Origin of the sequence: Brucella sp. RRSP16, assembly GCF_052246815.1 — a bacterium.
Taxonomy (GTDB): domain Bacteria; phylum Pseudomonadota; class Alphaproteobacteria; order Rhizobiales; family Rhizobiaceae; genus Brucella; species Brucella intermedia.
In genome coordinates this window covers 1-18,064 of record NZ_JBQQAM010000009.1, presented here as the reverse complement: position 1 = coordinate 18,064, position 18,064 = coordinate 1, and the positions used below count along the sequence as shown (strand labels likewise).

Below are 18,064 nucleotides of genomic sequence, written 5' to 3'. Positions count from 1 at the left end.
GAGCGATCAGTTCAACACGCCCTTCTTCGGGTCCGGCGGGAAGGCGGCATTGGCAACCTCGCCACGCAGGAGCTTGATGGCTTCGTTGAGCTGGATGTCGTCCTTCGGATCAGCCGGGACATAAGCCGACGAACCAGAGCCGTTATCATCCTCGGCATTGCCCTTGATGTGGCCCTTGAGTTCGGATTCGCCGCGAACGACGTCCTCACCCTTCAGTTCCGGCGGCAAAGGCTGGTCCACCTTGATGTCCGGCGTGATGCCCTTGCCCTGGATCGACTTGCCCGACGGCGTGTAATAAAGCGCCGTCGTCAGACGCAGCGAGCCGTTTTCGCCAAGCGGGATGATCGTCTGCACCGAACCCTTGCCGAAGGACTGCGTGCCGAGCACGGTGGCGCGGCGATGATCCTGCAAGGCACCGGCAACGATTTCCGAAGCGCTGGCCGAACCGCCATTGATCAGGACGATAACCGGCTTGCCGTCGGTCAGGTCGCCCTTGCGCGCATCGAAACGGGTCACGTCCTGTGGATCGCGGCCACGGGTCGAGACGACCTCGCCCTTGTCGAGGAAGGCGTCGGAAACAGCGACCGCCTGGTCGAGCAGGCCACCCGGATTGAGGCGCAGGTCCAGCACGAAGCCCTTGAGCTTGTCGCCAGGAATCTTGTCCTGAATATCCTTGATCGCCTTCTTCAGGTCGTCGGACGTCTGTTCGGTAAACGAGATGACGCGCAGATAACCGACATCGTTCTCGACGCGATAGCGAACGGCCTTCACCTTGATGACGGCGCGGGCGATCTTCAGCGTGATCGGCTTGTCGGCGCCTTCGCGCTGGATCGTCAGTTCGATCTGCGACCCCACTTCACCGCGCATCTTGTCCACGGCGTCGTTCAGCGAAAGCCCGCGAACTTCCTGCCCGTCGATCTTGGTGATGAGATCGCCTGCCAGCACACCGGCCTTGGAAGCGGGCGTATCGTCGATCGGCGCAATGACCTTGACGAGATCGTTGTCCATCGTCACTTCGATGCCGAGACCGCCGAACTCACCCTTGGTCTGCGCACGCATGTCCTGCGCGGCTTCCGGGTTGAGATAGGACGAATGGGGATCGAGCGAGGTCAACATGCCGTTGATCGCGCTTTCGGTCAGCTTCTTGTCGTCGGGCGGCGTCACATATTGTGCGCGCACACGCTCGAAAATATCGCCGAAAAGGGCCAGTTCCTTGTAGACATCGCTATCTTTCCCTGCCGCAAAAGCAGTGGAAGCCGGCGCGCCCTGGACCATCACCATGGCTGACGCCCCCAGAAGGGCCCCGGCGAACAGCAGCGACAGTTTACGCATCATTTTCACGTCCTTCCAGAAAGCCGTTCGGTCCACCACGGTGCGGGATCGACGGGTTTTCCATCCTTTCGAAATTCAATGTAAAGCAATGGCGCGCCATTGCCCACCTCTATCGGTGCAACACTTGCGAGAAGTTTTTCTCCCATTGCGCCGACCGGCTCTCCCGCAAGTACAAATTGGCCTTGCGACACGTCGATTCGACCCATGCCAGCCATTACGACATGATATCCATTGCCCGCGTCGAGTATCAAGAGCTGCCCGTAGGAACGGAATGTGCCCGCGTAAAGTATCACGCCATCGGAAGGTGACGTAATCGTGGCAGAGGGCAAGGTTTCGACCACCTGCCCCATCATGGAACCGCCGACGCCGTCCTTTTCGCCGTAGCGGCGCACCGTCTTGCCCGCAGCAGGCAATGCGAGCTTGCCCTGCAGGGAGGCAAAATCGACCTGTGCGCGCAGATGATTGTCGTCGGGCGCGGTTTCCCCGGCCTTTTCCCTTGCTGCGGCAAGGCGATCCGCCTCGGCCTTGCGGGCTGCTTCGGCCGCATCGCGCACGCTCGCCATCTGCTTGTCGAGCCCGTCGATAAGGTCTTTCAGACTGCCTGCCCTGGCCGCCAGTTCTTCCGAACGCTTGCGCTGCGCCTCGATTTCCTGTTCCGACTGCGCCTGCAATTTCTTCTTCTCCTCAAGAAGAAGTGATTGCCGTTTTTGTTCTTCGGCCTGGTCGGTGCGCGTCGTCTTCAGCTTTTCCTGCTCTTCTGCAATGGAAGCCGTGACCCGCTGCATGTCTTTCAGATCGCCGGTCAACTCCTCCACCTGCTCGCGCATTTCGGGCACCACGGCGCCCAGAAGCACGGCGCTGCGCACCGAGGCGAGCGCGTCGTCGGGCCGTACCAGAATTGCGGGCGGCGGGTTGAGGCCCATGCGCTGCAATGCGGCCAGCACTTCGGCCAGAACGCCGCGCCTTGCGCGCAGCGACGCGCGGATGCCGTCTTCCTGCTCGCGCAGCGCGGTCAGCTTGTCGGCGATATCGGCAATATCCTGCTGCAGCTTCTTGTCGGTCTTGGCCGACTGGATCAGCGCAGCGGTAATAGTGGTCTGGTCCTTCTTCAGCCCGGCCACCTCGTCCTCGAGCTGTTTCAGCCTGTCGCCGGTGACGGTAAGCTCGTTGCTGAGCTTTTCATATTCGCTCGCCGCCTGATCGCGCTGCTGCTGCAAGGCTTCCTGCGCAAGAGCGGACGGCGCACACACAGACAGTCCGGCCAGCCCGGCCACGACAAGGCCGGCGTGCACAGATGCAAGCAATCTTGGTCTTTTGAAAAGGCGTACAGGGTACATGCTGTTCTATCGGGACGAAACAAGGCGAAATTCAGGGCTGAAACCGCAACCTAGACCGATACCGTTAACGAACCATCAACCATAACGGCCAGCATCAGGTTGGAAGGCGCTCCATCAGCTCGATGCGGTTTCCGAAAGGATCGGAAACATAGCAGCGCTTGTAGCCTTCCAGCGGCTCATCCTCGCTCACCGGATGACCGGCTTCGGACAGGATATCGATCAGTTCATCAAGATCATCGATCAGAAACGCCGGATGCGCCTTGCGCGCAGCCACGAAGGCCGGATCGACGCCCAGATGGATTTTCAGAGCCCCGCGCTCGAACCAGCAGCCGCCGCGGGCGGCAAGGTTCGACGGCTTCGGAACCTCCGGCAGACCCAGAAGGTCTCCATAAAAGGCGCGTGCCCGCTCTTCTCCGCCTTGCGGCATGGCAAGCTGTACATGATCCAGTTGCTCGATGCGCATAATGCCCTCCCCCTGTTTGCGATCAAGCCTACAAAGCAGGGCATGATCGCACAACGGAATTCAGGAAGGTATCGCCGCCTCCAGCCACTCCGTGAGGGCACGGCGGATTGCGGTCTCCGCTGGCTCGCAACGCGTAAAAGCCCACCAGATATGCGCGCCCTGCCAGATGCTGGCCATCTGCCAGCCGAGACGTTCGGCTTTTTCCGCATCGCTGGAAAGACGTCGTCCGAGCGCACCGGCCAGATAGACGCCCCATGCCGCGCCCCGCGCCCGCAGCACCGGATTGCGAATATCCTCGCGCAAAAGCAGAAGCCCGTCGGTGGCATTATATTCAGCGGCGTCCGATGGCATCAGCGCCATCAGCAGGTCGATTGCGCCCTGCGGGCCGGGCTCAGCATCCTCATCAGCTGCGCGCGTTGCCGCATCCAGCTTATCCCATGCGCGCAGGAGCACCGCCTCAAGCATGGATTGGCTGTTGCCGTAACGCTGGACCAGCGTGGCGGCGGAAAGCCCCGCCGCCTTTGCAGCCCGCGCGAAGGTCAGTCCATCGGGACCGGCTTCCGCCACGACGGCCATCAATCGGTCGAGCACTGCCTCATCGGGCACGGATTTGGTTCTTGCCATGGTGAATATATAAACGTATGTTCATTTATAAATCAACCGGAGAAATCACAATGGCGAAAATTGTCGGCTATATCGCCGCCAGTCTCGACGGCTTCATCGCGGACGAGAACGGCAAACTCGACTGGCTGTTCAAATATGATGGCGCAAATCTGGGCGAGCACGATTACCGCACCTTCATCCAGTCGATCCGCACTGTCGTCATGGGTCGCGCCACCTATGACTTCGTGGCTGAAAGCGATGCGCCCTGGGCCTATGGCGACCAAAGATGCATCGTGGTCACGTCACGGCCTGTCGAAAACCCCAGGGGGCCGCTTGAAACCCGCCACGACGTCGATGCGCTGATTGCGGAACTGCGCGCGCTCGATGACGGCGATGTGTGGATGCTCGGCGGCGGCCAGTTGCAAATGGCGTTTCTGGAACGCGGCGCGCTGGATGAAATCGAGATTTACGTCATCCCCGAACTCATCGGCGGCGGCATGCCGCTGTTTCCGCCGACCGGCTTCAAGGCGAGCCCTGTTCTCCTCAGCGCCAGGACGCTTGACCGCGGCTGCGTACGCCTGCATTACGCATTTCACGACCGATGATAGGGGTGGCCTGCCAGAATGGTGGCGGCGCGATAAAGCTGCTCGGCAATCAGTATGCGGGCAATCTGGTGCGGCCATGTCAGTTCGCCCAGCGCCAGAACAAGATCGGCGCGTGATCGCAATGCCGGATCGTGGCCGTCCGGCCCGCCAATGGCGACGATAAGCTGGCGCTTGCCGTCGTCGCGCATCCGTCCGACCGCCGCCGCAAAAGCTTCCGATCCGAGCGCCTTGCCGCGCTCGTCGAGCAGGATCAGGGCCGCGCCGCCAGAACTGGCATTATCGAGCGCGTCGTGGATGCGCTGGGCCTCCTCGGCCTTGCGCAGTTCCGCCGTCTGGCCACGGCTTTCGGGAATTTCGCTCACACCGGCGAATTCAAGCCCCAAAGGCGGTCCAGCCTTGGAAAACCGGTCGAAATAACGCTCAACCAGTTCCCGTTCGGGGCCGGCTTTCATTCGGCCCACGGCAAAAACACTCACACGCATGACGCTCTCAATTCATCGAATTAAAGCGTGTCACGCTTTAATCTTTTCTTTCACGCATTCTTCCGCGCAAAAGCGCTTCGCACTTTTGGCTCGAAAATGCCCTAATGCACCGTTTCCAGCGCCCGTTCGTCGTCGAAACCCTCGTCGAGCCAGATCTTCTCGATATTGTAGAAGTCCCGGACTTCCGGTCGGAAGATATGGACGATGATATCGCCGGTATCGATGAGAACCCAGTCGCCACTCTCGAGACCTTCGACCCGCATGTCCTTGCAGCCTGTTTCACGCAGGGCCTGCAAAAGATGGTCGGCAACCGCCGTCACATGGCGATGCGAACGGCCCGACGCGACGATCATGAAATCGCCGATCGTTGATCTTCCGCGAATGTCGATGGGGATGATGGATTCCGCCTTGGAGTTTTCGAGACTGGCCAAGGCCGCGTCGAAGGTCTGGGACACGAGATTGGACTCGTCCATCCCGACCGTGGAAGGCACGTGACGAGCCTTCTTCTCAATTGCTGTTCTCAGTGTAATCCCTTTCTCAACAGAACAACGCAGTGTGGCAGTTGTAAGCACCACACTCCCTAAAATAGGCAGAGTCCCTGGTTTGTTTCAAGTGCACGAGCTTTTCCAGCCCGTTCACTTTTTCAGTTTCTTTGCCCGTTCTACCCATATCTTGCAGAAATTGTCATGAAACCATCAAGATGCGGTACGGGTTTTGCGGATAGCGGTGGAGGAAAGCGACGACCGCGGCCCATGGATGAAGGTCCAGGCCGGAGGCGTGCGCCGCGCCAGCATGGGCGCATATTGTTCGTCGATGCGGCTGTCGGAAAAAGTCTGCGCCATGCGCGACGACAGATAGGCGAGCGTGGAGCCCGGCCGGTCGATGACCGCAATCGGGAAATTCTGCGCAATCTCGCGCCAGCGCTGCCAGCGATGGAACGAGGCGAGATTGTCGGCGCCCATCACCCATACGAAGTGAACGCCTGGATTGGCGTCGCGGATGAGCGCCAGCGTATCCGCCGTATAGCGGACGTTGAAGGCAGCTTCCAGCGCCGTCACCTTGATGCGTGGGTCTTCCGCCACTTCCTCGCTCAGCTTCAGCCGCTCGGCAAGCGGCGCCAGTTCGCGGCTGTCCTTCAGCGGATTGCCGGGCGTCACCATCCACCAGAGCTGGTCGAGCTTCAGCCGCCTTATGGCGATTTCCGCCACCAGCGCATGGCCTCCATGCGGCGGATTGAACGAGCCGCCGAACAGCCCCACCGCCATGCCCTTTTCGACATGCGGCATGCGCAGATAATGCGCACTGACACCCGGATATTTTTCCTTCAATGCGGAACGCCCGAAGCCGAACTTCATCCGAAACTAACCACGAACCTGTCCGCTGCCGCGCACGCGATATTTGAACGAGGTCAACTGCTCGACGCCAACAGGCCCGCGCGCATGCATCTTGCCGGTGGCGATGCCGATTTCGGCGCCCATGCCGAACTCGCCGCCATCGGCAAATTGCGTCGAGGCATTGTGCAGGAGAATGGCCGAGTCGATTTCGTTGAAGAAACGCGCAACCGCTGCCGCATCTTCCGCCACGAGGGCTTCGGTGTGATGCGAGGAATAGCGGTTGATATGTTCGATTGCGCCCGAAATGCCATCGACCAGCGCAACGGAAATGATCGCATCGAGATATTCTGTCAACCAGTCCTCCTGCGTGGCAGGCTTCGCCGGATAGAGCGCCAGCACATCGGCGCTGCCGCGAATTTCGCAGCCCGCGGCGGCAAGGTCGTCAAGGATCGGCGCCAGATGTGTCGCAGCCACCGCACGATCCACCAGAAGCGTTTCAGCAGCACCGCAAATGCCGGTGCGCCGCATCTTGGCGTCGAGCGCAATCCTGCGCGCCATCTCGAGACCGGCGGTTTTATCGATGTAGAGATGGCAGATGCCTTCCAGATGCGCGAAGACCGGCACCCGCGCGTCCGACTGGACCCGCGCCACAAGACTTTTTCCACCACGCGGCACGATCACGTCAATCGCGCCGTTGAGACCCTTCAGCATTTCGCCGACAGCGGCGCGGTCGGTCACCGGCACGATCTGGATCGCATCGGCAGGCAGTTCAGCCGCTTCCAGTCCTCTGACCAGCGCTTTGTGAATGGCAGCCGACGAATGCGCCGAATCCGAGCCGCCGCGCAGGATAACCGCATTGCCTGCCTTGAGGCAGAGCGCACCGGCATCGGCGGTAACATTGGGACGGCTTTCATAAATGACGCCAATCACACCGAGCGGCGTGCGCACGCGCTCGATGTGAAGGCCGTTCGGACGGTCCCATTCGGCAATCATCTCGCCCACCGGATCAGGGAGCGCCGCGATGGCGCGGATACCATCGGCGATGGCATCGATCCGGCTGTCATTGAGCGTCAGGCGGTCGACGAAAGAAGCCGCCATGCCGTTCTTTTCCGCATTGGCGAGATCGAGCCTGTTGGCTTCCAGAATTTCAGCCCGCGCTTCCAGCATCGCCTCGGCGGCGGCAACCAGCGCCTTGTTCTTCTGTTCGGTGGTGGCGATGGAAAGCGGGGCGGCGGCAGCGCGCGCCTTGCGCCCCACTTCCGCCATCACGGCAGCAATATCGTTTGCCGTATCTGCCTTGGTCAGCATGTCCTCTCCCCTTACACCGCTTCCGCATTGCTGGCCGCGCGCACGACCAGATCGTTGCGATGGATCATCGCCGCGCGCGCATCATAGCCAAGAATTTCGCTGATCTCATCGCTTTTATGGCCGGCGATCTTGCGCGCATCCTCGGCATCGTAAGCGATCAGTCCGCGCGCGATCTCGCGCCCGTCCTCATTGAGCACCGCGACCGTATCGCCGCGCTCGAATTGCCCGTCTATTTCCTTCACACCCGCAGGGAGAAGCGATTTTCCGGATTTGAGTGCCTTGGCCGCACCCGCATCCACCGTCAACCGGCCAGCCGGTTCCAGATTGCCGGAAATCCACGTCTTCCACGCATTGACAGGCGCACGCGCCGGTTCAAACAGCGTTGCGCGCTCGCCCCGATCGATGGCCGACAGCGGGCCGAAACGCGTGCCCGATGTGATGATCATCGCGGTCCCTGCCGCATTGGCGATCTTGCCCGCATCGAGCTTGGTCTTCATGCCGCCGCGCGACAGTTCGGAAGCAGCTGCTCCCGCCATGGCTTCGATCTGCGGCGTGATGGTTTCGACCAGCGGCAGAAACTCCGCATCGGGGTTCTTGTGCGGCGGGGCCGTATAAAGCCCGTCAATGTCGGAGAGCAGAACCAGAAGATCCGCGCCCATCATCGTCGCCACACGCGCGGCGAGACGATCATTGTCGCCATAGCGGATTTCGGTGGTTGCCACGGTGTCGTTCTCGTTGATGACCGGCACGGCCTTCAGCTTCAAAAGCGTCTCGATGGTCGCGCGCGCATTGAGATAGCGGCGGCGCTCCTCGGTATCGGAAAGCGTGACCAGAATCTGTCCGGAACGGATGGAATGTCCGCCGAGCACATCAGCATAGGCCTTGGCGAGCGCGATCTGGCCGGCGGCGGCAGCGGCCTGGCTTTCCTCAAGCTTGAGCGCCTTTTTCGGCAGGCCGAGGACGGTGCGGCCAAGAGCGATCGCACCGGAAGAAACCACCAGCACCTCGACGCCTGCGTGATGAAGCGCTGCAATATCCTGCCCCAGGCTTTCCAGCCAGTCGCGCTTGAGGCCGGTTGCGCGATCCACCAGAAGGGCGGACCCGATTTTGACAACGATGCGGCGATAGTCCTTCAGTTTCTTCAGCATGTTTCATTCCCTCGCCGCATCCAAAGCGCATCCCGAAAAGTGTGAAACGGTTTTCGGATAAGATGCGCGCCCAAATAAAATCCGACGCTTAGTCTTCGGCTTGCGCCGTACCGGCCTCTGCGGCGCGGCTCTGATCAATCACGGCAGCAAGCTGGCGCAACGCATCGTTCAGACCTTCATGGCTGACCGCCGAAAGCAGCAGCGGATCGCGTCCGCACGCCTTTTTCAGCGCCTTGACCTTGGCCTTGCGCGCTTCCGCATCCAGCGTATCCACCTGCGACAGCGCCACGATTTCCGGCTTGTCGGCAAGCCCGTGCTCATAGGCTTCCAGCTCGCCGCGAATGACCCGATAGGCCTTGGCCACATCTTCTTCCTGCGCTGACACCAGATGGAGCAGGACCCGCGTGCGCTCGACATGGCCGAGGAAACGGTCGCCAAGGCCCACGCCTTCGCTCGCCCCTTCGATCAGGCCCGGAATATCGGCAATGACGAACTCGCGGCCATCCACACGCGCGACGCCCAGATTGGGATGCAGCGTGGTGAAAGGATAATCGGCAATCTTCGGCTTCGCCGCTGTCACGCTTGCGAGGAAAGTGGACTTACCGGCATTGGGCAGGCCGACCAGACCGGCATCGGCAATCAACTTCAGGCGCAGCCAGATGGTGCGCTCGATGCCTTCCTGTCCGGGATTGGCGCGGCGCGGCGCGCGGTTGGTCGAGGTCGTGAAATGCAGGTTGCCGAAACCACCATTGCCGCCCTTGGCGAGACGATAGCGCTGGCCGATCTCGGTAATGTCGCAGATCAGCGTTTCGTCGTCTTCCTCGAAAATCTGCGTGCCGACCGGCACCTTGAGAACAACGTCGTCACCCTTGCCGCCGGTCATGTTGCGGCCCATGCCGTGCATACCGGTCTTGGCCCGGAAGTGCTGCTGATAGCGGTAATCGATCAGCGTGTTGAGACCGTCCACGGCCTCCACCCACACATCGCCGCCGCGTCCGCCGTCGCCGCCGTCGGGGCCGCCGAATTCGAGAAATTTCTCGCGGCGGAACGAAACCGCCCCCGCCCCGCCATTGCCGGAGCGGATATAGATCTTTGCCTGATCGAGAAACTTCATCTGAACGTAACCTTCTTGATGCCCGCGCTGCGGCAGGCTTTTGGGCGCGCGCGCCCTGAATAGGAATTACATGCGGCGCGCCCGCATGTGGTGTGTTGCAATTACAGCAAAACCGGCTTCCTGCAAACAGTCGAGGAAGCCGGTTTCCGCCTATTTCGGGTTTCGTTCAGGATCGGTGAAATCGATATAGATCAATTCCTGATCCAGATACTGGCCCTGAACGTAAAGCGACTTGGGTTCGACGCCGTAAGTCTTGAAACCAAGCGCATAATAGACGCGTTTTGCGGCTTCGTTCGTGGCGACCACCTTGGCATCCAGAACGACGACCTGCGTTGCCGCATGGTCGATGACCTTGCCGACAAGCGCCTGGCCGAGTTGCAGCCCGCGCGCTTCGGGAGCCACATAGACGCCCCAGAGCGTGCCGCGATGGCGCTCGGACCTGCGATCATGACGGAACATGCCCGCCGTTCCCAGCAGGTTTTCGCCATCGAAGGCCCCGAAGACCACATTGCCGTTCACCTGTTCCAGGCGGCGTGCGAAGACGCTGTCCGAATAGGCGTTTTCTTCCTCGAAACTCGAACCGAAGGCCATCGGCGCGCGCTGCAAGGCGCTCAACCTTATGGCCCGGTAACGATGCAGGTCGCCCTTTTCGAGCGCGCGCACCACGATCCTGTCGCGTGCGATTGCGTGGGTATCCATCATGTCATTCCCCGATGATTATCGGTCCTGCGCCAGCCGGAAGGGCTTCACGCAGGACCATTGGCAGCCCACAGGGCTGGTTTTGGAACAGCTCTTTACGACTGCCAGCTTCTCAGCCCGATCCAGGTACGCCGATCGAGGACATAGCGCTCGACCGGCACATTGCCTGCGGCGAGCGAGTCGGCCATGCCCATGCTGCTGAACTGGAAGCCGCACTTGTGGATCACCCGGCGCGAGCCGCCATTGATGGCATGGCACGAGACATGCAGCCGTTCGATGGCGGTCGCACGAAAAGCCAGATCGATCAGGGCGTGCGCGGCCTCGGTGGCAAAGCCATGCCCCCAATAGGGTTCGCCCAGCCAGTAGCCGATTTCAAGCCCGTCGCCACGATCGAGCGGATGGATGCCGCAGCAGCCCATGAAGATGCCGGTTTCCGCTTGCGTGATCGCGTAGATGCAATTGCCCATCTCGCCTTTTCGCACGCGCTCGACAAAGTCGACGGCGTTTTCACGCGTGTATGGATGCGGCATACGGGCAAGCATACTGGAGACGCGGGCGTTATTGGCAAGATAGGAAATCGCATCCACGTCTTCGACATGCGGCGGGCGCAGCACCAGCCTTTCGGTGACGAGGACGGGGCAGTCCAGCTCGTAGGCCAGGTCGGGAGCCTTTGCATCCTCCAGGCCGGGCGACAGATCTGCGTAACTGCCTCTTCTTTCGCTACTGCTTGCGTCGTAACAATCTTCTTCCAGAACTTCGACAACCATTTTTCGTTCCTCCAGAGCGTTTCATTTGAGCGCACCTTGTTTGAAAACCGCTTCGCACTTTTCGAGATGCGCCCAAATGCAAAAAGGGAAGATGGGTGGCCCCATCTTCCCTTCGATCTTTTGGCTAGGCTGCCATTTACACCGGGTCCGATGGGACGCCGGTGCTTGTGAGAGTGCCCGGCTTACTCTGCTGCTTCCGCGATCGGGTTAACCGACACGTACGTGCGACCGTTGGCTTTCGTGCGGAAAGACACGGAGCCGTTTACGGTTGCAAAAATCGTGTGGTCCTTGCCGAGGCCGACATTGGCGCCCGGATGCCACTTCGTGCCGCGTTGGCGCACGATGATGTTGCCGGCGAGCACAGCTTCGCCGCCGAACTTCTTCACGCCAAGGCGTTTGGATTCTGAATCGCGACCGTTACGCGAGGAACCGCCAGCTTTTTTGTGTGCCATTGGTGTTCTCCTTTAATCTCTCTGTTTACTCAGCCGACTCGGCCTTGGCTGCGGCCTTCTTGGGCGCTGCCTTCTTCGGCTTTGCGGCTTCGCCTTCGGCGGCGTCTGCCTTCGGAGCCTTCTTCTCGGCGGCCTTCTTGGAAGGCTTCGCGCCGTCGGTGAGGATTTCCGAGATGCGGATGGTCGTCAGTTCCTGACGATGACCGCGGGTGCGCTTCGAGTTCTGACGGCGACGCTTCTTGAACGCGATGACCTTGCGGGCACGGCCCTGTTCAACAACTTCGGCGGTGACGAGAGCACCGGCGACGGTCGGGGCGCCAATGGTCGAGCCGACCATCAGGACTTCTGCGAATTCTACGATGTCACCGGCTTCGCCAGCAACTTTTTCGACCTTGATGAGGTCGTTTGCGGCAACGCGATACTGCTTGCCACCGGTCTTGATGACTGCGAACATTTGTTGTCCTTTCGGTTGTTCGGTCCGGCTCTCATTCTGCGACATTGGCGTCGAAGCGATGGGCCGTCTTTTTATCAGTCGGTTGATGAGCGGGCTTTTGCCCTTGATCTCAGCCCCGGAAAAGCCCGAAATCTGCAATCAAAACAATAGGCGCGGATCACCCCACGCCTAAGGTCTGGTGCTTATAGGTGCGAAGCGGCAGAAAAGTCAAGAATTTTCACAAGGGAATGCAAATTAGCTCTTGTCTAATCGGCGCTGGCCCGTTATTGAGCCGCTGCACGCTCGGCATTCGTCATTGATGCTTGTTACTGTGCGATTCTTCAAGGGTCGTTTTACAGTGCTGCACAACGCGGAGAGGTGGCTGAGTGGTTGAAAGCACCGCACTCGAAATGCGGCATGGGGGCAACTCCATCGGGGGTTCGAATCCCTCCCTCTCCGCCATTTATTTCCTTGCAAGAACATCCAGCCATACGGTGAACAGCGCATCATTTACCGCCGCAGGCATGAGCGCGTGCTTCTCCGCACGGCGCAAACCGTGCTAGAAGAGCCTCATGAGTGTGTTATCCGCCGTTGCTCCCATCTATCATCCCCCGCTGGAACCCTATGTCTCGGTCCTTCATCGCGATGCGGGCTTTCTCGTGCTGGACAAGCCGAGCGGTCTCCTGTCCGTACCCGGACGCCATCCTGCCCTGTCTGACAGTCTCGCAACGCGCGTTCAGGAAACGTTTCCGCAAGCGCAGATGATCAACCGTCTCGACAAGGATACGTCAGGCATCGTCCTGATGTCGCTCGATCGCAAGGCGCATGCCGCCATCGCCGCGCAGTTCGAGGCCCGCACGACGCAAAAATCCTATATAGCCGTCGTCTGGGGGAACGTTGAAGAAGACGAAGGGCTCATCGACCTGCCGCTGGCGATTGATCCCGACAACAAGCCGCGTCATCGTGTCGATCACGAGCACGGCAAGCCCGCGCAGACACGCTGGCAAGTGCTCGATCGCAGCGAGCGCACGACCCGGCTGCGGCTCTTTCCCCTTACGGGCCGCACGCACCAGCTGCGCGTGCATATGAAAGCGATTGGCCATGTGATCCTCGGCGACGAGTTTTACGCCGAAGGTGAAGCGCTTGCCGCTGCAGACCGCTTGTTGCTGCACGCCGAAGAACTTTCCTTCCGGCACCCCGATGGCCGCGCTGTTACCTTCACCGCGCCCTGCCCATTCTGAGAGCATCCATGTCGCAGAAAATCGATACATCGGAACTGGTCGTTGATTTCGTCGGCGGCGCTGTCGGCCACCGGTTCCGCTCCGGCGAAGGACGCGGTCAGGCCCTCGCCAAGGCCGCCGGGCTGACGCGGGATACTACGCCGGAAATCGTCGATGCGACGGCGGGCCTTGGACGCGATGCCTTTCTGCTGGCTTCCCTCGGCGCGAAAGTGACCTTGATCGAACGCTCCGAAAAGATGCATGGACTTCTCGCCGAGGGGCTGGCGCGTGCAGCCGCGGAAGGAGGCCGCTATGCCGAGACTGTTGCCCGCATGACGCTTTTGCACGGCGATTCCTGCCTGCTCCTGCCCGAATTGAAGCCGCAGGTCGTGCTGGTTGACCCGATGCATCCGCCGCGCGGCAACAGTGCGCTCGTCAAAAAGGAAATGCGGCAGATTCGCGAAATCGTCGGCACCGATCCGGATGCCGAAAGGTTGATGCAGGTGGCACTCGAGGCAGCACAATATCGTGTGGTGCTCAAATGGCCGTTGCGCGCCGATCCCATGGCCGGATTGCGCAAGCCCTCCCATCAGATCCTCGGCAAGAGCACGCGTTATGACGTGTTCGTCAAGGCGAAGATCGGTTGAACATCGCGCATGAACTATGCCTGTCCGCTTCCATTTGATGCGGAGTCGTGCGGCATCTCGACAGAATAGATACAAACGCTGTTGCGGCCCTTCGCCTTGGCCTCATACATGGCAGCGTCCGCAGCCGCGAGCAGCTCCCCTGCCGACCGGCCATGTCTGGGAAAACAGGCCACACCTATGCTGCACGTGACCTCCAGAGAGGTTCCACCCAGTTCGACCGGCTCGCTTACCCTGCGCCGTATCTCATCCAGCCGGGAACAAAAATCCCCCTCGTCTGCCTTCAGAACGAGAATGAATTCATCGCCGCCCATGCGACCGGCAAGTTCGTCCTCGCCGAGCAGAAGCAAAATCCGTCCGGCAACCTGCTGCAAAAGCCTGTCTCCGGCAGCATGGCCGAGCGTATCGTTGACCGGCTTGAACTGGTCCAGATCGAGAAAGCCGACGGCCACCTTCCGTGAATGGCTGGACGCCTGATCAAGCATCTGTTCGAGTTGCCGTTCCAGAAAGGCCCGGTTCGCCAGCCCGGTCAGCGCGTCGTGCTCGGCCAGATAGCGGATGCGCTCGTCGGCGATGCGCCTGTCGATGGCAATTCCAGCCATCCCTGCGGCGGTGGCCAGAAACTCCCGCAAGCCGCGATCATCGGAAACCTCGCCATCGACCATGAAACCCAGAACGCCATGCCCCGTACCGTCCGCCGAAGGAATGTCCATGGAGAATATCGCTTCGCTTTCAGGAGCAAGCGCTGCCAGTGCAGCTTCAAGACGCCCCGGGGAAAGCAGCGCCTGTCTCAGACCAGACGCCAGCGAAGGCAGCGAGGGGGCCGAAATAATGACATCATCTGCGTTTTGACCGGTCACGACGGCGACGCATCGAACGCCCCCGGCAAGGCTTTCCAGCAATCGGGCCAGTTGATCGACGAATTCTGATATCGCAACGGCGCTCACCGTCATTTCCAGAATGCGGGCCTGCACCTGCATGAAGCGTTCGGCCTTCTTCTTGATGGAAATGTCGCGCGAGACGCCCACGACACCGATGATGTTGCCGCTCCTGTCGCGCAGTGGGACACGCGAAATCATCAGCCAGCGATCCGCTCCGCCGCGCATGGCGCGCTCTTCATAGCCGAGATCTGGCACGCCGCTTTCCATGACCCGCCTTTCGATCTCGGAAATGCGCGCCGTAATCGCTGCTTGGCCGTGTATATCGACGTCCGTCAGCCCGATGAGTTCGTTGATGTCTGTCAGGCCATTGTTGCGAACCACCGCGTCGTTGGCAAACAGGAACCGCCCTTGCAGGTCCTTGGCATAGATGAAATCCGGCACGTGATTGATCATGGCGACGAGCCAGTCGAGTTGGTCCGTGCCTGTCGGGGCATTGTCGCCCGGCCTTGGCTGTGACAAGCGGTGCAGCCCTTCGCCGGGGCGCGGATCGCCGACACCCTCGCTGGCATTCTCGCCGTTATCCTCGTTGACACCCAGCGTGGATGCGTCTGCCAGACCTTTCATGGATCGGGCCCCTCCATGCCCAAGTTCATATTAGCAATCTTTTGGGTGGTGGGAATGGCATAAAAGAGCCACACCTGCGCTTTGCATCCTATGCGGCATTCTTTTCCGTGACTTTACCCACGGCGCGCAAACTGCCAACATTAGAGCGCGTTTCGATCTGACTGAGTCAGATCGACGCTCTAAGCTGTTCTATTAATAGCATAATCTTATCGATCCTCGTTTCACTCAGGTCGGATTATGCTTGAAACCGGAACAGAATAGCGATGGCAGTCGTTCCAGGTTTGCGGAGTTTCCTGTCAATTGCTCCGGCACATCGTTTCGATCACGAGGTCTTATGAAACAGAGCATCGACCTGACGACAGCCCCGATCAATCAGGCTCTGCTGCTCTTTGCCCTGCCGACCCTTGGCTCGTCCATATTGCAATCGGCCAATGGTTCCATCGACACGATCTGGATCGGGCAATTGCTGGGCGAATACGCACTTGCCGCAACGACGAACGGCAATCTGGTCATGTTTCTGCTGACCGCTTTCGTCTTTGGTTTCGGCATGGCATCGACGATCCTCATCGGACAGGCTTTCGGGCGACGGGATATAGAAACGGCGCGCACCATAGCGGGCACCACAGTCGGCACTTTCGTACCGCTCAGCATCGTGGTCGCGGTCATCGGCTGGCTGCTCGCCCCAAAAGTTCTGGCGCTGCTGGGAACTCCTGAAACCATAGAGCCGCTGGCGCGTGCGTTCCTGCAGGTCACTTTTTTGGCCATGCCGGCGATCCTGATGCAGACAATCCTGATGATGGCCCTGCGCGGCAGCGGCGACGCCGTGACCCCGCTGATATTCATGGGAATGGCCGTACTCCTCGATATAGTGCTCAACCCCTTCTTCATCCTGGGTTGGGGTCCGCTGCCTGCGCTCGGTATTGCCGGGTCCGCACTGGCAACAGCTGTCGCCAATTACATAAGTCTCGCGGCGATGCACTACTATATCTACCATCGCGATCTCCCGTTGCGCCTGCGCGGCAGGGAATTGTGGCTTCTTGTTCCGGACCGGAAGTTGTTGAAGCTGATCTTTGTCAAGGGACTGCCGATGGGCATCCAGATGATCGTTGTCTCAAGCTCGATGCTGACCATGATGCGGCTCGTCAATCGCGAGGGTGTTGACACGACAGCCGCCTTCGGCGCCACGCAGCAGCTGTGGACCTATGTGCAGATGCCGGCAATGGCGTTGGGTGCTGCGGTCAGCGCGATGGCGGCCCAGAACATCGGCGCCGGTAAATGGGATCGCGTCAGCTCCATAACCCGCATCGGAACGATCTACGCAGTGCTGATGACCGGAGCCCTTGTCGGGCTGCTGCTGGTCGCCGACCGGCAGGCCCTGCAGATATTTCTCGGCGCTGAAAGCCCGGCCATCGCGATCGGCCAGCACATCGGCCAGATCGCCACCTGGGGTTTCATCGCTTTCGGCGTGACAATGGTTTTCTTCGGAACCGTACGTGCAAACGGCCAGGTCATCTGGCCGCTCATCATTCTTTTCGTATCGATGTATCCTGTGCGTCTCGGCGTCGCCATCGGCCTGCGGGAACAGCTTGGTTCCGATGCGCTCTGGCTGAGCTTTCCTGCCGCGATGCTGTCGACCCTGCTGATGTCGACCATCCTTTATTTCCACGGCGGCTGGAGAAAGAATTCCTCCATGCGGGTCGACGCTCATGAGTTGCAGGGCGAAGCGGCATGCGTATCGCAATCAACGGAAGCCGCTCCATCCAGCAACGCACTTGCTCCCAATGCGCCCCTCGTCGCCGAAGTGAAAGCCGGCAGCTGAAGCTTCCAGCTCCGCCCATGGGAGTTGGCATCCCAACGCTTAAAGCGATTTCAAGATCGTTTCGACACTTTCTTCCACTGACAGAACGGACGTATCCACGCGCAGATCAGGGCTCCATGGCTCGAAGTGGCGTTTCTGTATTTGATTCCAGTCTGGTGGCGTCAATCCGGCGACCGTCATTATTCGCGTCTCGGCGCGACGGCGATGCGTTTCGACGTCCGAACAGACAACTTCAACCTGAACCCATCTACTGCCGGCTTTTGCCGCGACGTCTCTGAATGCCTGACGGGTGATTTCCGTCGCGTTCACCGAATCGACTATGACGGTGCGGCCCAGCTGAAGGTTTTCTACAGCCAGCCAATAAAGCGCTACATATCCTGCCGGGCCGACCTCATTCCCTGCCGATGGCGGCGCAGCAGAACGAATTGCCTGCTCGACGGTATCCACGCGAAGATAGCAAGCCCCGATCCGCACGGCGAGAGCCTGTGCTATCGTGCTTTTTCCAGACGCTGGTAGTCCACCCAGAATAATCAGCATCCGCACCCCCAGGCGGAACATCGTATTTCGGGAGCGTGAAGCTTCGATGACGTTCCAGGCCCGCTATCCACAACGGGCTACCTGCCGTCACTGCCCCTCTAAACGGCAAAACCCGCCGCTTGTGCGACGGGTTTGTATTTTTGGTTGCGGGGGCAGGATTTGAACCTGCGGCCTTCAGGTTATGAGCCTGACGAGCTACCGGGCTGCTCCACCCCGCGTTATGGGTGCGATATTATGACCGGTTTTGGTATTTTTTTGCGCT

The 18,064-nt window shown here is 60.1% G+C and carries 20 protein-coding genes and 2 tRNA genes; 5 read left to right on the top strand and 17 right to left on the bottom strand.

Features of this window, described 5'->3' with window-relative positions; all coding sequences use genetic code 11:
- Nucleotides 1–6: 6 nt before the first annotated feature.
- The 4 genes from ACS5UA_RS15055 to ACS5UA_RS15040 form a co-directional block, all read right to left on the bottom strand.
- Nucleotides 7–1,335 (bottom strand): S41 family peptidase, encoded by a 1,329-nt coding sequence (locus tag ACS5UA_RS15055; protein WP_031347304.1) that lies wholly within the window; start codon nt 1,333–1,335, stop codon nt 7–9.
- Nucleotides 1,336–1,337: 2 nt separating this feature from the next.
- Nucleotides 1,338–2,669 (bottom strand): murein hydrolase activator EnvC family protein, encoded by a 1,332-nt coding sequence (locus tag ACS5UA_RS15050; protein ID WP_253177159.1) that lies wholly within the window; start codon nt 2,667–2,669, stop codon nt 1,338–1,340.
- Nucleotides 2,670–2,763: 94 nt separating this feature from the next.
- Nucleotides 2,764–3,132, bottom strand: coding sequence for a VOC family protein (locus ACS5UA_RS15045; protein ID WP_253177158.1), 369 nt, complete (start codon nt 3,130–3,132; stop codon nt 2,764–2,766).
- Nucleotides 3,133–3,192: 60 nt separating this feature from the next.
- Nucleotides 3,193–3,756 carry a TetR/AcrR family transcriptional regulator gene (locus ACS5UA_RS15040; RefSeq protein WP_253177157.1) on the bottom strand — a complete coding sequence of 188 codons (564 nt, stop codon included), beginning with the start codon at nt 3,754–3,756 and terminating at the stop codon, nt 3,193–3,195.
- 50 nt (nt 3,757–3,806) lie between these two features.
- Here ACS5UA_RS15040 and ACS5UA_RS15035 point away from each other — a divergent pair, with 50 nt between their 5' ends.
- Nucleotides 3,807–4,340: a dihydrofolate reductase family protein gene (locus ACS5UA_RS15035; protein WP_253177156.1), complete on the top strand. Its 534-nt coding sequence runs from the start codon at nt 3,807–3,809 to the stop codon at nt 4,338–4,340.
- Here ACS5UA_RS15035 and rlmH read toward each other — a convergent pair.
- From rlmH to rplU, 10 genes are all read right to left on the bottom strand, one after another.
- Nucleotides 4,328–4,822: a 23S rRNA (pseudouridine(1915)-N(3))-methyltransferase RlmH gene (gene rlmH, locus ACS5UA_RS15030; RefSeq protein WP_021588109.1), complete on the bottom strand. Its 495-nt coding sequence runs from the start codon at nt 4,820–4,822 to the stop codon at nt 4,328–4,330. The genes ACS5UA_RS15035 and rlmH overlap by 13 nt on opposite strands.
- Before the next feature lie 101 nt (nt 4,823–4,923).
- A complete protein-coding gene (gene rsfS, locus ACS5UA_RS15025) occupies nt 4,924–5,295 on the bottom strand; it encodes a ribosome silencing factor (protein WP_021588110.1) in 372 nt (123 codons plus the stop codon).
- A 222-nt stretch (nt 5,296–5,517) separates the two neighbouring features.
- Nucleotides 5,518–6,177, bottom strand: coding sequence for a nicotinate-nucleotide adenylyltransferase (locus tag ACS5UA_RS15020; RefSeq protein ID WP_253177155.1), 660 nt, complete (start codon nt 6,175–6,177; stop codon nt 5,518–5,520).
- A gap of 6 nt (nt 6,178–6,183) precedes the next feature.
- Nucleotides 6,184–7,464, bottom strand: coding sequence for a glutamate-5-semialdehyde dehydrogenase (locus ACS5UA_RS15015; protein WP_443101491.1), 1,281 nt, complete (start codon nt 7,462–7,464; stop codon nt 6,184–6,186).
- 11 nt (nt 7,465–7,475) lie between these two features.
- Complete coding sequence (proB, locus tag ACS5UA_RS15010) at nt 7,476–8,612, bottom strand: glutamate 5-kinase (RefSeq protein ID WP_006467867.1); 1,137 nt, start codon at nt 8,610–8,612, stop codon at nt 7,476–7,478.
- Nucleotides 8,613–8,700: 88 nt separating this feature from the next.
- A complete protein-coding gene (gene obgE / locus ACS5UA_RS15005; protein ID WP_021588113.1) occupies nt 8,701–9,726 on the bottom strand; it encodes a GTPase ObgE in 1,026 nt (341 codons plus the stop codon).
- A 150-nt stretch (nt 9,727–9,876) separates the two neighbouring features.
- On the bottom strand, nt 9,877–10,428 hold the full coding sequence (locus ACS5UA_RS15000; RefSeq protein WP_025090923.1) for a GNAT family N-acetyltransferase: 552 nt from the start codon (nt 10,426–10,428) through the stop codon (nt 9,877–9,879).
- A 92-nt stretch (nt 10,429–10,520) separates the two neighbouring features.
- A complete protein-coding gene (locus tag ACS5UA_RS14995; RefSeq protein WP_006467870.1) occupies nt 10,521–11,192 on the bottom strand; it encodes a GNAT family N-acetyltransferase in 672 nt (223 codons plus the stop codon).
- Nucleotides 11,193–11,374: 182 nt separating this feature from the next.
- The gene (gene rpmA, locus ACS5UA_RS14990) at nt 11,375–11,644 is read right to left on the bottom strand and encodes a 50S ribosomal protein L27 (RefSeq protein WP_002964927.1); all 270 of its coding nucleotides are present in this window, start codon (nt 11,642–11,644) and stop codon (nt 11,375–11,377) included.
- Nucleotides 11,645–11,669: 25 nt separating this feature from the next.
- Nucleotides 11,670–12,098, bottom strand: coding sequence for a 50S ribosomal protein L21 (rplU, locus tag ACS5UA_RS14985; protein ID WP_006471230.1), 429 nt, complete (start codon nt 12,096–12,098; stop codon nt 11,670–11,672).
- A gap of 351 nt (nt 12,099–12,449) precedes the next feature.
- Between rplU and ACS5UA_RS14980 the strand changes: the two genes are divergently transcribed.
- From ACS5UA_RS14980 to ACS5UA_RS14970, 3 genes are all read left to right on the top strand, one after another.
- A tRNA-Ser gene (locus ACS5UA_RS14980) sits at nt 12,450–12,539 on the top strand.
- A 110-nt stretch (nt 12,540–12,649) separates the two neighbouring features.
- Nucleotides 12,650–13,318 (top strand): pseudouridine synthase, encoded by a 669-nt coding sequence (locus tag ACS5UA_RS14975; protein WP_253177153.1) that lies wholly within the window; start codon nt 12,650–12,652, stop codon nt 13,316–13,318.
- Nucleotides 13,319–13,326: 8 nt separating this feature from the next.
- Nucleotides 13,327–13,944 (top strand): class I SAM-dependent methyltransferase, encoded by a 618-nt coding sequence (locus ACS5UA_RS14970; protein WP_253177152.1) that lies wholly within the window; start codon nt 13,327–13,329, stop codon nt 13,942–13,944.
- Between the two features lie 14 nt (nt 13,945–13,958).
- On the opposite strand, the gene ACS5UA_RS14965 is transcribed toward ACS5UA_RS14970, so the two are convergent.
- Complete coding sequence (locus ACS5UA_RS14965) at nt 13,959–15,446, bottom strand: diguanylate cyclase domain-containing protein (RefSeq protein ID WP_253177151.1); 1,488 nt, start codon at nt 15,444–15,446, stop codon at nt 13,959–13,961.
- A 334-nt stretch (nt 15,447–15,780) separates the two neighbouring features.
- Between ACS5UA_RS14965 and ACS5UA_RS14960 the strand changes: the two genes are divergently transcribed.
- Nucleotides 15,781–17,265 (top strand): MATE family efflux transporter, encoded by a 1,485-nt coding sequence (locus ACS5UA_RS14960; RefSeq protein WP_443101490.1) that lies wholly within the window; start codon nt 15,781–15,783, stop codon nt 17,263–17,265.
- 39 nt (nt 17,266–17,304) lie between these two features.
- Here the strand turns inward: ACS5UA_RS14960 and ACS5UA_RS14955 are convergent, their stop codons facing one another.
- The gene (locus tag ACS5UA_RS14955) at nt 17,305–17,802 is read right to left on the bottom strand and encodes an AAA family ATPase (RefSeq protein WP_253177149.1); all 498 of its coding nucleotides are present in this window, start codon (nt 17,800–17,802) and stop codon (nt 17,305–17,307) included.
- A gap of 141 nt (nt 17,803–17,943) precedes the next feature.
- Nucleotides 17,944–18,020 (bottom strand) — tRNA-Met (locus ACS5UA_RS14950).
- Between the last annotated feature and the right edge of the window lie 44 nt (nt 18,021–18,064).